Genomic DNA, 14,283 nt, shown 5'->3' with positions numbered 1-14,283 from the left:
GTTAGAAATTGGATTTGTCCGGAATGTGGTGCAATCCATGACAGAGATCTTAACGCAAGCATAAATATTAAGAATGAAGCCCTAAGGCTTCTAACCGCTGGTGCGGCGGGGATAGCCTAATAAAAAATTGTTCGTTAGAACGGTGTTCTTAGGAATCCCGTGACTTGAGTCATGGGAGGTTCAATGAATTGTACAGTCAGGAAAAGTCGTCGAAGTCCACTGACCAGTTTTTCGATCAATATGTTCAAATCGGAGGATTTCCGTTCCTCAAGCATTTTAGTCATGAACCTGACGCGACTTCCCAATACCTTATGGATCTTTATAATTCCGTTCTGATCAAAGATGTCATGAAGCGAAATCAATTTCGGGATATTGATTTATTGGAACGCATCCTCCTTTACGTGATTGCTCATGTGGGAGAGACTTTCTCAGCGAACGCCATTTCAAAATATTTTAAGAGTGAGGGACGAAAGGTTGCGCCGGAAACGGTTTTGAATCAGCTCAAGGGATGCGAGGAAGCTTTTTTATTTCACCGTGTACCCCGGATGGATCTGATTGGGAAGCAGATTATCCAAGTCAATGAGAAGTATTACATTGCGGACCATGGGATACGGCAAGCGGTTTATGGAAATAACACAAGAGATCTTCAGCGTATTCTTGAGAATATGATCTATATGGAGATGCTTCGACGTGGTTATAAGGTCTTTGTGGGACGCGTTGGGAACCGGGAAGTGGATTTCGTGTGCGAAAAAGCCGGGCGCAGACTTTATCTGCAGGTGTCGTATCTTTTGGCGTCCAAGGAAACCGTCGAACGGGAATTCGGCGCACTTCTGGCGATTGAAGATAATTTCCCAAAATATGTTTTATCTATGGACCGGTTTGATTTTAGCCGACAAGGTATTATACATCATTATATTCCGGATTTTTTACTGAATGATCAGATTTAGGATAAACTGTTAGGACATGACCCATGGTAATGGATCCACTTGTGCCGATGGTCACCCAAACCACAATTTGCGTTGTATTTTACAACGATGTAAAGGATAGGAAGTAGATTAACATTTCAAAACAAACCCATTATCGTACGATCGGATAATGGGTTTAAAAAGAATTTCGACTTCCATATTATGACACATTCTAAGAGAGTGGCGAAAAGGAACCATCGGCAGAGTCATTGCTTTGTGAATGATCTGGCTGCAGCATAATATGATGAAGATGCCTGTGTGCTTGAACTCATGATCTATGAAGTTTTGGAGAATGAATTTTAAGTTGTGGTTTTCTTCCGCAGCGTATGGAAACTCGTCTATTACAAGGACTAGCCGGCTTTCCTCGGCTTTTTCTGAAAGAAATTGAAAAGCCCCATTCCAATCTGCAAACGCGCCAATGGATTCATGAAGCCCCAAAAATCGGTTAACCTGTATTGAAAATAGTTCTAAGTTCATTTTGTCATTTGCCTCTTGAGCCATAAAAAGTCGGGGTCAACCATCATGTGGTGTAAAGGAAGCGACAATATATGCAGACAATCCTGGATGCAGAGCATATGATGGTGTACGGGATCATTCTCGGGATCCTCCTGGCGGTTATGGTCGTTTATCTCATCAGACATCGGCAGCTAAAATACTGGAGAGCGGTGTTGTCGCTGGCCCTGAACACCATTGTGAGTGGGTTTTTCCTGTTCTTGCCAGCGGCTCAGGCTATGCCAGCTTATATCTATATCCTATTGCTTTTGGTGATCATCTGGACTCTGGAAGCGATCAAGTTTTTGATGAGAGCTTACTGGCTGCGGCAAAATGGTCTCCCAACGATAAGAGACAGCTTGGCATCACTTGGATGACGAGCTGTCTCTTTGTCAGTGTACCCGCGAATCTAAAATAAATTAACAGATCGGGAGTGGAACTGTCGTGAAGTACTAACTTTCATAAAAAATGAGAACGCGGTGCGACAATGTAGGATTTTTTCTTAAAATCTATTTACATTGCTTTTTTAATGTGTTAATATTCAGAAAATGAAACCTTGATGAGGGTGTTGGATATGGAAGATGGGAAACGCGTTCAATCTATCGATCGGGCAATGATGATCCTCCAGCTTTTTTCGGATACGACACGAGAGCTTAAGTTGACTGAAATTGCTGAACAGCTGGATTTACATAAAAGTACTGCATTTGGAATACTTAATACGTTAAAATATCATGGCCTGGTGAGTCAAAATGATGAAAATCAGAAATATTGTTTAGGTATTCGCTTGGTGGAACTCGGCAATTTAGTGATTAATTCTATGGATATTCATCACATCGCATCACCGCTGCTTAGCGAAATTCGAAATACAATTGAAGAAACTGTCCATTTAGGGATGCTCGAGGGCTTGGAAGTTATCTACATTGACAAGCAAGAATCATTTCAATCCATGAGGATCTTTACGACAATTGGAACACGCAATCCGGCCTATTGTACAGGTGTTGGAAAAGCAATGCTGGCGTATTTAGATCCGGAGATGGTCAACAGCAAATTGCCAAATGAATTGAAAGCATTTACAAGTCAAACCATAACGTCGAAGCCGGCACTCCTGGAAAACCTGAGCGAAATAAGAAATAATGGCTTTGCTATGGATCATGAAGAGCGGATCGAAGGTTTAACCTGCGTCGCTGCGCCAATATTTGATCATACCGGACAGGTGAGATATGCTATAAGCGTTTCTGGACCAACGATCAGAATGACAGATGAAAAAATTCAAGAGGCAATCCAGCTTCTAAAAAAAGCTACGGGTGATGTTTCATTAAAACTGGGCTATCGAGGTTCACTCAGATAAGCTTTTTAAAATATTGAGGATACCTAAGCTGTATAGTTAAGGGACTAAATAGAAAATGGAATTATTGGGGTAGAAATACCCTTTTAATAAACCTCGTTGTGAGAACACAGTGCGACAATGTCGCACAAACGGCGGGGCGTAACATAATTTTCAGCAACAAAGGGGATTCAAAAAAAGATTAAGGAGAGTGTCAAATGAAAAAGCGTGGAATGATGTTGTTAAGTGTACTACTGATCTTGTCAATGCTGCTGACTGCCTGTGGTGGCTCCAGCGAACCTGCTGCGCCTGCGGAAGCGCCTGCTGCAAACGAACCGGCTTCAACAGAAGTAAAAGTATTTAAACTTGGTCACATAGCTGCACCTGGAACTGCCTACGACAACTTTGCCAATGAGTTTGCGCGTTTGGTCTCAGAACGCTCGGAAGGCAGATATGAAATTGACGTCTTCCCTGCAGGTCAGTTAGGCGTTGACAGAGAATTGATGGAATCACTTCAGATTGGGAACGTCGATTTTACTATTATTACGGCATCAGACATAAATCAATTTGTACCGGAAATGGCGGTACAGGATTTGCCTTATCTTTTCAGAGACTGGGATCATGTTGAAAAATTCCTCGATTCAGACATTGCAACTGAGATGTACAGATTGACTGATTCTGTTGGCATGACGACATTATCTTTTATGCCAAGAGGCTTTAGGCACGTCACCAGCAACATAGAACCAATTATGGTGCCAGATGACTTAAAGGGTCTTAAAATCAGGGTTGCTGAAAGTGAAACCTATATTGATACATTCAAAGCACTTGGTGCAAACGCTCAAGCTATGGCATGGGGCGAGGTTTTTACAGCGCTCCAGCAAAAGACTATTGACGCACATGAAAACACAATTGTTACCACACGTGACTACAAAATTGACGAAGTCCAGAAGTATATGTCTGAAACCGGCCACTTCTTCGCATTCGCCGCACTTCAGATGAACACCAATCTGCTTAACGGTATGAGCCCTGAGGATCAGGAAATGATTCGCCAAGCCGGCCTTGAAGCAGCTAAGACCTTAGGCCTTGAGCAAAAAGCTAATGAAGAAGCTGCAAAGACTGAACTTGAATCTAAAGGTATGGTATTCAACGCAGTAGAGGATAAAGCTGCATTTGAAGCGCTTATGACACCGGTATATGACAAGTTCCTTAAAGACCATTCCGGAGAGTATCTTGAAGCCATAAAAGCAATTCAGTAAAAAGCAATACAGGTGAAGGGTTTTGCTTCCCGAAGCCCTTCACCATTTTTTTCAAGTGATATGCATATATTAGGGAGATGATAGTTTGAAGACTCTGAACCAGATCAGTGAAGTTGTAAATAAAGTTTGTGGTTGGTTTCTGATATTCGCTTTTGCCTTGATGACAGTGACCTACTTCGGTCAAATTTTATTAAGGTATGTCTTTCAAACAGGCTTGAGATGGACCGAAGAGTTGACCAGATACACTAATATTGCTTTGGTAATGGTAGGCTCTGCTGTGATGGCGGGAAGAGCCTCTCACATTAATGTTAGTGCCTTGGAGGTGGCAGTATCTCCTAAGGTCAGAAAGTGGCTTGTGATTTTTCAGCAGCTTCTGACAGCTGCTTTTTTTGGGATAGCGATATTTATCGCTGCGGACATGATGACATTGGCTGGTACACAGGTTTCTACCAACATGAGAATTCCGATGAAAATCGTTTACGGGATCTTCCCGATCGCATTTTCCATTCTAGTTTTTCAAGTGTTTGTTTTTATTATGAATCAATTGTTTAACCAGGAGGTCGAATAAATGGGCGGTATTTTGTTCGGAACAGCGCTGCTGCTGCTTGTAGTCGGTGCGCCTATCGTCACGGCACTGGGTTTATCCTCATTGGTTTTTATTTATGCAAACGATATCCAGCACGTTGTGGTTATTCAGAAACTATTTGCCGGTATTGACTCAGCGGCGTTGCTGGCTGTACCGTTCTTTATTCTGGCGGGAGACCTGATGAATCAAGGCGGCATAGCAAAGAGAATTGTTAATATGGCAGCGGCTGCGGTAGGAAATATTCATGGCGGATTAGGTGTCGTCGCAATAATCTCCTGTATGTTCTTCGCTGCAATATCTGGCAGCGGGATCGCCACAGCAGCAGCAATTGGCGGGGTTATGATGACCGGCATGCTGCGTGCGGGTTACAGCCGGTCATTCAGCGCTACAATCGTAGCGGCGGCGAGCCCAATTGGTATTATTATTCCGCCGAGTATCGCCTTCATAATTTATGCGGTTCTATCCAAAGTTGCCGTTTCTGATCTCTATAAGGTTGGCTTGCCTGCCGGTCTGATTGTAGGTGCCGCGCTTGTTGTTCCTACGATTCTGATTTCAAAAAAACGCGGTTATCAAGCCAAAGCTGAACAGATTGCTGCCGGTGAAATTGAAATCAAGGGATTAGTACATGAAGAGAAGGGCAAAAAGTTGTCCGGACTGCATTATTTCCTCGATTCATTATGGGCATTAGGTACACCTGTCATTATCGTTGGCGGCGTTTTCGCCGGCATTTTTACACCGACGGAGTCTGCCGTCGTAGCAGTAATCTACTCCATTATTATCGGAATCTTTGTGTACAAGGAGATGAAGTGGAAAGACCTTCCAAGAATTTTCTTGGCATCAGCTATATCCACTGCTGGCATCATGGTCATCATGGCTGCTGCAGCACTATTCGCATGGGTTATGGTCTACGTTAAGATTCCACAGACGATCCTTGATACAGTCTTAGCCTTGACCAATAGTAAATATACGATATTACTTATAGTCAACGTTATAGTCTTAATCGCCGGCATGTTTATGGAGTCGGGTTCCATTCAATATATATTAGTACCAATTGCTCTGCCGATTGCATTGACACTGGGGATCGATCCCGTGCACTTCGGCATCATGCTGACAACGAACCTCGCCATAGGAATGCTGACACCGCCTTTTGGCATAACCTTGTTTACGTCCGCAAGAGTATTTGGAACCAGTATACAGGAGATCACCCGAGAGACGATGCCTTTTCTGATTGCTTTATTGGTTGCGCTGGCAATTATAACGTTTATTCCACAGTCCGTTATGTGGATCCTATAAAAAAACTGGCTTGTTATATATTACAAGATAGGAGGAATTATTATGTCAAATGTAAAGCCTGAAATTGCAAATCAAATAATGACTGGAGCCTTTAATACAAATTATCATGATCAGGGTGAAGGTTATCCTGTTATGCTTCTTCATGGCTCAGGTCCTGGAGTTACCGCTTGGGCCAATTGGCGTCTTGTCATCCCTGAATTGGCCAAGAATAGACGCGTTATTGCACCAGATCTAGTTGGTTTCGGATATACAGAAAGACCTGAAAATCCTGAATACAACATGACGAACTGGACGCAGCAGGTCATTGATTTTATGGATGCTCTCAAACTTGAAAAAGTCGATCTCGTTGGAAACTCTTTTGGTGGTGGTCTGGCTATTAAACTTGCTATTGAATATCCGGAAAGAATTCGACGAATTGTTCTAATGGGAAGTATGGGCATTAGTTTTCCTATTACACAAGGATTGGATGATGTTTGGGGTTACACGCCTTCCTTCGAAAATATGAAGAAAATGATCAATCTTTTTGCCTATAACAAAGAGATCGTGACAGACAATCTAATAAATATGAGATTTGAAGCGAGCATCGAGCCTGGATTCCAAGAGTCGTTTTCAGCTATGTTTCCAGCACCAAGACAAAATGGTGTGGAATCTATGGCATCTGACGAAGAAAAGATTTCGAAAATTACGCAGCCTACGCTCATAGTACATGGCAGAGAGGATCAAGTCATTCCACTCGACAATGCTTTTAGACTCATGAGCTTAATTGACGACGCGCAACTCCATGTATTTGGACACTGCGGTCACTGGACTCAAATTGAACAGACAGGGCGCTTTTGCAAATTAGTCGAAGATTTTCTTGCCGAGTAACATCATATGGGGGATGAAGTCTATGGAAAATATGTCTGCAAAACTTGAGGGGATTGCATTAGAATTATTCAACTCTGAACAAACCTGTGTACCGATTCAAGCGGTATCGGCTCGCTTCCCTGAGTTAGCAATTGAGGATGCCTATCAAATTCAAAAAATCAATATTGACAGTAAACTCTCCAAAGGGGACTCGATTACGGGCAAGAAAATTGGTCTTACTTCATTAGTCATGCAAAACATGCTGGGTGTCAATCAGCCGGATTTTGGCTACCTCCTCAAAAGTATGGAAGTTCATAATGGCGTCACGGATCGCGGCACTATGCTTCAGCCCAAAGCCGAAGGTGAGATTGCCTTCATATTGAAAGAGGATCTGAATGGCCCAGGGATCACACCCGAAGACGTTATTAACGCCACAGACTATGTTGTAGCCGCTATCGAAATTGTCGATAGTCGTGTCGCAAACTGGAAAATAAATATTATAGATACCGTTGCCGACAATGCTTCATCCGGACGATATATCCTCAGCTCTCAAAAGGTCGATCCTAAATCAGTAGACTTAAAGGGCCTTAAAATGGAATTTTGGAAGAATGGAGAAAAAGTCAATGAAGGAAGAGGCGAAGATGCGTTAGGCGATCCTGCCTATGCGGTTGCTTGGTTGGCTAATACGCTCGGAACGTTTGGAGTCACACTTAAAAAAGGCGAAGTGGTGTTCTCGGGCGCTTTATCAGCGGCATTAAACGCAGAATCCGGGGATGTATTTACTGCGAAATTTGAGACATTGGGTGATATTCAGTTAAAATTTGAATAACGAGAGTGGGGTCTATAATGAAGAGAATTAAAGTTGGCGTGATAGGTCCAGGCAACATTGGTCTGGATTTGTTATATAAGATTAAGCGTAGTCCATACTTGGAAACGTCCATGATCGTAAACATTCGTGAATCCAAGGGTTTGGATCATGCGCGTCAAATGGGAATCAGAGCATCAAGCAATGGGATAGCAGACATTCTGAAAGAAGATGACATACAAATTGTGTTCGATTGTACAAGTGCAACCGCACATTTACAGCACGCATCATTACTCAAAGAGGCTGGGAAGTTCGCGATTGACCTTACCCCTGCAGCGGTTGGCCCCTATTGTGTTCCTGCAGTCAACTTGACAGATGATTTTTTGGAGTTGGATAATGTCAATACTGTTACCTGCGCCGGACAAGCTGTAACTCCTATTGTTGCAGCTATAAATGAAGTTGCTGATGTTTATTACGCTGAAATCGTTTCTTCTGTCAGCAGTAAAAGTATCGGACCTGGTACGAGAAAAAATATTGATGAGTTTACAGTTACCACCAAGGAAGCGCTTGAAAAGGTTGGCGGTGCGGACGAGGGCAAGGTTATTATTATTGTCAATCCAGCTGAGCCTCCAATTTATATGAGAAACACAATTTTTACAAAAGTTAAAAATCCTGATCTTGAAGTCATTAAAGATGCCGTGCAAAAAATGGTCGAAAAAATTCGCACTTATGTGCCGGGTTATGAAATAATTTTAGGACCGATCATTCAAGGTGATACGGTGACAACTATGATGCAAGTCGCTGGTCTAGGAGATTATTTGCCGGTCTATTCCGGAAACCTCGATATCATCAATAGCGCCGCTATAAATATAGCTGAGGCTTACGCAAAAAAGTTGATGGGTGGTGATCAGATTGTCTAGAATTTACTTAACAGATACAACACTTCGAGATGGAAGCCATACCGTTTCCCATCAATTTACACTGGAAGATGCCGCTCAGATAGCGGGCGGACTTGAAAACGCTGGTATTGATATCATTGAGATTGGCCATGGCGATGGCTTGATTGGCTCTACGATCAACTATGGGTTCGGAAAACATGATGACTTTTCTCTGATTAGCGCAGCCGCCTCTCAGCTGACTAAGTCAAAGCTTGCAGTACTGCTGCTGCCTGGGATTGGAACGGTAGAAGCGCTTCAGAAAGCTCAAAAAGCTGGCGCGAAAGCAGTGCGTATCGCTACTCATGTCACTGAGGCGGATATGGGAGAAGAGCATGTTAAAGCAGCCAAGGATATGGGGCTATTTGTTGTAGGGTTTCTGATGATGGCTCATATGACGGATGTGAATCGTTTGACTGAAGAGGCGCTGAAGTTTGAGTCCTATGGCGCTGACGTGGTTTATGTTACAGATTCCGGAGGCGCAATGCTGCCAAAGGATGTATTTGAAAAAGTCAGTTCACTTAAGAAGAATTTAAAAATTCCAATTGGTCATCATGCTCATAATAATCTTGGGCTGGCGGTGTCAAACAGTTTGACCGCTATTGAAGCGGGTGCGACTTATATAGATGGCTGTCTGTCAGGGCTAGGAGCGGGTGCGGGTAATACTTCGACAGAAAGTTTAATCGCTGTTCTCAATAAAATGGGGTACGAGCATGGCGGCGATCTCTATAAGGCTATGGATGCCAGTGAAAAAATCCTGATTCCATCGCTAAAGAAAAAAGGACTGACGATTAGCAGCCATTTGGATGCCCTGATCATGGGCTATGCAGGTGTGTACTCCAGCTTTTTGCTTCACGCAAGGCGTGCGGGTGAAAGATTTGGTGTTGATGTCAGAGATATTCTAATGGAAGCTGGAAGAAGGAAAGCGGTCGGCGGTCAAGAAGACTGGTTGATTGAAATCGCGGTTGAATTGTCAAATAAACGATCCCTGTAAAATTCTATTAAACGGATATGTTTTCCCCTAATCTGATGCTGTAGAATACAGCAAATCCCCTATTCAAAGTAGAATTGGGGATTTTATTTTGGGATCCACCGTATCTGTTAACACCTGTGGTAACAACTGTGAAGTTGCTGAAGTTCATTGCTCAAAGATCTACATATAGCAAGTCCTGTGAGGGCATCTTAGCCCCATATTTTCTGGAAGCTGACCTGGATCAATGATCTGAGTCAGCTTTCTTTATCGTTTATCAAACAAAAATTAGAATTCCGAGTTGCGCACACAACAATTGGGTGATATAATCAATCACGTAAGTTGTGTACGCAACAAACGACGTAAAGAAAGAAGGGATCCTATGACGCATTCACCCGAACAATTTGGCGATTTGGTTGTCGCAGTTTACAAAGAGATGAAAGCTAAGACGGAAAAAGACCTCAAATCCTATGGGCTAGGAATGGGACAACTGCAAATTTTGATGCTTTTCTACGTAGATCCTAATAGAAGTTTCTCCCAAAACGATCTCGTTAGAATACTAAACATAGATAAAGGAAACATCAGCAGAAATGTTAAGAAGTTAATGGACAAAAATTATTTGGAGCAAGATATGGAGCACTCAAAAATGGTTAAGCTGTCTGCTCAAGGAATAATGATCAAAAAGGAAATTATGACTGCTTTTATGTCGCTTCATCAGTCAATGACTGAAGGCATTTCGGAAAATGAACTAAAGCAAACCGTGTCGATCTTGTCTAAAATATCCAAAAATTTGGAGGCACTCTAGTGAGAATTATACTTTAATTGGGAGGCAATATAATGTCAAAAAAAGTTGTTTTAGCAATCATCATTGGTCTGGCTGCAGGTCTTATTGACTTGATTCCGCTCGTCATGGTTAAAGTGCCGCTGCTTAATATGATTTCAATCCTGTTGTTTTGGATCATAACGAGCTATTTTGTCGCTCATGTGACACTGTTCAAAAACTCTCTGCTCAATGGCTTGGTGTTGTCAACCTTAAACATGCTGCCACTAGTAGCGATCATTTATACAATCAATCCTAAGGATTTTCTGCCCATGCTCTCTATGGCGCTGATTCTTGGCCCTTTGGTCGGTTATTTGAATGGACGGTTTAATCAATAATCTGCTTGTGGCTCTGTGACCATCGGCAGAGCTTTGCTTATTAAAGATTATAAGGCATGCCGATGGTCACCCAACCCACAATTTGCGTTGTGTTTTACCCCGATGTGAAGGATAATAAAGTTAGAGGTGCCATAGTCAGCGCGTAAGATGCACGGTTATTACAAATACGGCTGCAGCCAGCGTTTTGGCAAGACAAAGCCTGTTCAAACTTCTGAAATGGTGGGACGCTGCAGTTCCGAAAACGACTCTGATATGGGATTGACGGAAATGACTTTAGACCGGAAAGGGGGGAGGTCGGGCATGTGACTTGAGTGGTGCTATCGGTATCCGCTGAGAACATTTCCTGACCAAGTTGGAATGAATACAGTATTGTTTGATGGGTTGCCGGTGACACCGAGCAAAGTGGTCTGTATAGGAAGAAATTTTGTGGCCCACATAGAAGAACTTCAGAATGAAATGCCGGATGCCATGGTGCTGTTCATGAAGCCCAATGCCGCGATCAGCGGCATGCTGAAGGCTTGGCCAGACAAGGAGATTCATTATGAGGGAGAGCTTTCTTTCATCATCAGTGAGGGGAAGATTCGCGGCGTTGGCTTTGGACTGGACTTGACCGACAGAAAGCTGCAGAGCACACTGAAAGCGAAGGGACTGCCCTGGGAGCGGGCTAAAGCGTTTGACGGCGCGGCGGTATTTGGTGACTTTGAACCCATTGAGGAAGAGGATATTCCTCAGCTTGCCTTCCAGCTCTGGATCAACGACGAGCTGCGGCAGGAAGGGGATGTGAACCTCATGATTCATAAACCCCTGGACATGTTGGAAGAGGTGAAAACCATGACAACTCTGGAGGACGGAGACATCCTGATGACGGGTACGCCAAAGGGTGTCGGGACCTTTCAGGCAGGGGACCGGGTCGTTGGGAAGATTTTTATGGGGCTGACCGAGCTCATGGCGACAGAGTGGATTGTGAACGGATGAAAACTGAGAAGCCAATGAACGCTGTGAAACCTATGAACACAATGAAACCGGTGGAAACGATGAGACCAGAGGTAACCATAAGCGAGCCGCTTACCCTGGCGTCTATTTCAGATGGAAGGCTCTACGAACTGAGGGACTTTGTCAGCGCGGATTCCGACGGGTGCGAAGGCTGCAGCGCGTGCTGCTGCGGTGTCGGTGAACTGGTTAAATTGACGCCCTTCGACATCCATGAGATGAAGCGCGGACTGGGGAACGCCTTCGATGACTTGCTTGTGGATCACCTGGAGCTGCGCACCGTTGATAAAATTACGCTTCCATATTTAAGAATGCTTGGGCCTGATGAACGCTGCAGTTTTCTGAATGATGAGGGGCGCTGCTCGATTCATGGGTTTCGCCCAAATATCTGCCGATTATTCCCTCTCGGAAGAGTCTATCAAGAGAAGGATTTCAAGTACTTCCTACAGGTGGATGCCTGTGTGAAGCCTAAACTGAAAAAAGTCAAAGTGGAACAGTGGATAGGCATAGAGAACTATGAGAAAAACAAGGCATTTCTTCTGGCCTGGCATACCTGTCTAAAAGCCCTTGCTTTTCGCTTCAAGTTTATTCGGGATGCAGAGGAACTGAAAGCCGCCAATGACTACCTGCTGGAGACGTTCTACCGAAGACCTCTGAAAGATGGAGAAGATTTTTACGATGCCTATTTTGAGTCGCTGGCTGAAGCAAAAGACCGGTTGGGGATCATTGTTTAGTGGCTTTTCCGAAGGGACATGCCTGTACTTGGTATTGCGAAAGAAATTCCTGAAGCTGATCGACAATCAAACTAACCCATTATCGTACGATCAGATAATGGGTTATAAAAAGGGTGGAACTTCCATATTTCACCATGATAATGCAATCAAGAAAGCATCCGCACAGAGGGGGCATCTACAATGAGAAGGATTAAGGCTGCTATAGTTTCAATACTTCTTTTAATAGTTATTGGTATTGCTGGATTCGTGATCCTTGCGAAAGTGGATTTATTTTCTATTGGAACGAATAAAAGCTCAGAAATATCTTTAGTACAGGATAAGCTGGTGGAGCTTTCAGAATGGACAACGCTAAGGTATGACTATAGAAACGTCATAGTAAGCCGCACGGAACGAAGCCTGTCACTTCCCATTGTTAGTGATATTCAATTTGCAGAAACCATTAAGCTCATTGAATACACGGGGTATCTTAAAGCTGGGACGGATCTTTCAAAAGTTGAAATCACTTATGACGAACCATCTCAACGGTATAAAGTCAGAGTTCCAAAATCCCGAATACTTGATAATGTTGTGGAAACTGAAAATACGAAAGTTGAAGATCTAAAAGGCAGTATCCTCTCTGATTATCCTACCCAGACCATTTTGGATGAAATAAACGCAAGTAAGAAAACCCTTGAGGAAGAAAAAATCAGCCAAGGATTTTTGGAAGAAGCAGATCTGCGAATAAGCACCCTGATGATTTCCTTTCTAAAATCCTTTGACTTTGACAATGTCGTCATTGAATTCTATTAATATTGATGCTGTGGCTAAACATGACCATCGGCAGAAGAAATCTTTGAACTGTCTTAATATTGCAGCTCAACACGCACACCTGAATCTGGCGTTATTGAGATATAATAAAATCAAATGAACAAATCAGGAGGTCGCTTGCATGAAGACTATGGACATTGACGCTATTCCGGGAGAAAAATGGTTCCCTAAGGAGACTCATTTTATTGAGGATCTGCAGGAATACTGGGGAGATTGGGGCGTTTCTTCAGAAGTAGACAAATTGAGGGCTGTTTTGATGAGGCGCCCTGGCAAGGAAATAGAAGAATTTGATGCCAAAGAGGTTCGATTCTCTGATGTGCCTGTCGATACTCAGTTAATGCGCAAGCAGCATGATGCGGTTGCCAATATTTACAGAGACCATGGCGTTAAGGTTTATTATGTGGAGGAACAGAGGGAAGATCGTCCCAATGCCGTCTTCTGCAGAGATTTGATGTTCATGACCCCTGAAGGCGCCATAATCTCACGGCCCGGCATGTCAGCGCGTCGCGGAGAAGAGCGGTATGTCGCTCAAGCCTTGGCAAAATTGGGGGTTCCAATTATCAAGACCATTAATGGCGACGGGATCTTCGAAGGCGCCAATGCCATGTGGGTGGATCGTGAGACCTGCGTGATCTCGACGGGAAGCAGATGCAACCGCAGCGGCTATGACCAGGTGGCTGAAGAGCTCCGAAGAATGGGCGTTTCCAACATCCTGCATATGCAGCAGCCTTACAGCAATATTCATATTGACGGCCTGATGAACACGGCGAGTCACGACACGGTGCTGGTTCACGCCTCGCAGGTGCCTTATGACGTGCTGAATGTGCTGAAAAAGAAAGGGTACAATATACTTGAAGCGCCGTCGACCACTGAAGTGCGGTCAAACTTTGCGTGCAATTTTGTCGCCATAGAGCCGGGATTGGTTGTAATCCCTGAGGGGACACCAAGAACCCAGGCGCTGCTGGAAGACAATGGCATCAAAGTTATTCCTGTGGATGTGTCGGAAATTCTTAAAGGCCGCGGGGCGATTCACTGCATAACGGCTTACCTGAAAAGGGGCTAGTGTCGAGTAAGCACTTAAACTAAACGTGCTGGAGGCCCAAAAAAGTCATAGGATCTATA

The 14,283-nt window shown here is 43.7% G+C and carries 18 protein-coding genes; 17 read left to right on the top strand and 1 reads right to left on the bottom strand.

Going from position 1 to position 14,283, the window contains the following annotated elements; all coding sequences use genetic code 11:
- Positions 1-120: zinc ribbon domain-containing protein (locus OEL90_RS15180; RefSeq protein ID WP_300688953.1), on the top strand; the 120-nt coding region annotated here is incomplete at its 5' end.
- Positions 121-188: 68 nt separating this feature from the next.
- Complete coding sequence (locus OEL90_RS12275) at positions 189-947, top strand: ATP-binding protein (protein ID WP_300688951.1); 759 nt, start codon at positions 189-191, stop codon at positions 945-947.
- 108 nt (positions 948-1,055) lie between these two features.
- On the opposite strand, the gene OEL90_RS12270 is transcribed toward OEL90_RS12275, so the two are convergent.
- Positions 1,056-1,442 carry a hypothetical protein gene (locus OEL90_RS12270; protein ID WP_300688948.1) on the bottom strand — a complete coding sequence of 129 codons (387 nt, stop codon included), beginning with the start codon at positions 1,440-1,442 and terminating at the stop codon, positions 1,056-1,058.
- A gap of 71 nt (positions 1,443-1,513) precedes the next feature.
- Here OEL90_RS12270 and OEL90_RS12265 point away from each other — a divergent pair, with 71 nt between their 5' ends.
- The 15 genes from OEL90_RS12265 to OEL90_RS12195 all read left to right on the top strand — a co-directional run bounded on the left by OEL90_RS12265 (position 1,514) and on the right by OEL90_RS12195 (position 14,224).
- Positions 1,514-1,834, top strand: a complete 321-nt coding sequence (locus OEL90_RS12265; RefSeq protein ID WP_300688946.1) for a hypothetical protein — start codon at positions 1,514-1,516, stop codon at positions 1,832-1,834.
- A gap of 197 nt (positions 1,835-2,031) precedes the next feature.
- The gene (locus tag OEL90_RS12260; RefSeq protein ID WP_300688944.1) at positions 2,032-2,805 is read left to right on the top strand and encodes an IclR family transcriptional regulator; all 774 of its coding nucleotides are present in this window, start codon (positions 2,032-2,034) and stop codon (positions 2,803-2,805) included.
- 194 nt (positions 2,806-2,999) lie between these two features.
- The gene (locus OEL90_RS12255) at positions 3,000-4,037 is read left to right on the top strand and encodes a TRAP transporter substrate-binding protein (protein ID WP_300688942.1); all 1,038 of its coding nucleotides are present in this window, start codon (positions 3,000-3,002) and stop codon (positions 4,035-4,037) included.
- An 85-nt stretch (positions 4,038-4,122) separates the two neighbouring features.
- Positions 4,123-4,605, top strand: coding sequence for a TRAP transporter small permease (locus OEL90_RS12250; protein WP_300688940.1), 483 nt, complete (start codon positions 4,123-4,125; stop codon positions 4,603-4,605).
- Positions 4,606-5,916, top strand: a complete 1,311-nt coding sequence (locus tag OEL90_RS12245) for a TRAP transporter large permease (protein ID WP_300688937.1) — start codon at positions 4,606-4,608, stop codon at positions 5,914-5,916.
- Positions 5,917-5,958: 42 nt separating this feature from the next.
- Positions 5,959-6,783, top strand: coding sequence for an alpha/beta fold hydrolase (locus OEL90_RS12240; protein ID WP_300688934.1), 825 nt, complete (start codon positions 5,959-5,961; stop codon positions 6,781-6,783).
- A 22-nt stretch (positions 6,784-6,805) separates the two neighbouring features.
- Positions 6,806-7,591, top strand: coding sequence for a 2-keto-4-pentenoate hydratase (locus OEL90_RS12235; RefSeq protein WP_300688932.1), 786 nt, complete (start codon positions 6,806-6,808; stop codon positions 7,589-7,591).
- Between the two features lie 17 nt (positions 7,592-7,608).
- Positions 7,609-8,487: an acetaldehyde dehydrogenase (acetylating) gene (locus OEL90_RS12230; protein ID WP_300688929.1), complete on the top strand. Its 879-nt coding sequence runs from the start codon at positions 7,609-7,611 to the stop codon at positions 8,485-8,487.
- On the top strand, positions 8,480-9,496 hold the full coding sequence (gene dmpG / locus OEL90_RS12225) for a 4-hydroxy-2-oxovalerate aldolase (protein WP_307731006.1): 1,017 nt from the start codon (positions 8,480-8,482) through the stop codon (positions 9,494-9,496). The genes OEL90_RS12230 and dmpG overlap by 8 nt, the downstream gene beginning before the upstream one ends.
- Before the next feature lie 358 nt (positions 9,497-9,854).
- The gene (locus OEL90_RS12220; protein ID WP_300688923.1) at positions 9,855-10,277 is read left to right on the top strand and encodes a MarR family winged helix-turn-helix transcriptional regulator; all 423 of its coding nucleotides are present in this window, start codon (positions 9,855-9,857) and stop codon (positions 10,275-10,277) included.
- Between the two features lie 32 nt (positions 10,278-10,309).
- Positions 10,310-10,630, top strand: a complete 321-nt coding sequence (locus OEL90_RS12215; protein ID WP_300688920.1) for a hypothetical protein — start codon at positions 10,310-10,312, stop codon at positions 10,628-10,630.
- 357 nt (positions 10,631-10,987) lie between these two features.
- Positions 10,988-11,605, top strand: a complete 618-nt coding sequence (locus tag OEL90_RS12210) for a fumarylacetoacetate hydrolase family protein (RefSeq protein WP_300688917.1) — start codon at positions 10,988-10,990, stop codon at positions 11,603-11,605.
- A gap of 59 nt (positions 11,606-11,664) precedes the next feature.
- Positions 11,665-12,354, top strand: coding sequence for a YkgJ family cysteine cluster protein (locus tag OEL90_RS12205; protein WP_300688914.1), 690 nt, complete (start codon positions 11,665-11,667; stop codon positions 12,352-12,354).
- 180 nt (positions 12,355-12,534) lie between these two features.
- Positions 12,535-13,143, top strand: a complete 609-nt coding sequence (locus tag OEL90_RS12200; RefSeq protein WP_300688912.1) for a DUF4230 domain-containing protein — start codon at positions 12,535-12,537, stop codon at positions 13,141-13,143.
- Between the two features lie 139 nt (positions 13,144-13,282).
- Positions 13,283-14,224 (top strand): dimethylarginine dimethylaminohydrolase family protein, encoded by a 942-nt coding sequence (locus OEL90_RS12195; RefSeq protein WP_300688910.1) that lies wholly within the window; start codon positions 13,283-13,285, stop codon positions 14,222-14,224.
- The last annotated feature ends 59 nt before the right edge of the window (positions 14,225-14,283 follow it).

Source organism: Acidaminobacter sp., from assembly GCF_030247605.1.
Lineage (GTDB): Bacteria > Bacillota > Clostridia > Peptostreptococcales > Acidaminobacteraceae > Acidaminobacter.
Note: the sequence above shows the minus strand (reverse complement) of the source record. Positions and strands in the feature narration are given on the sequence as shown.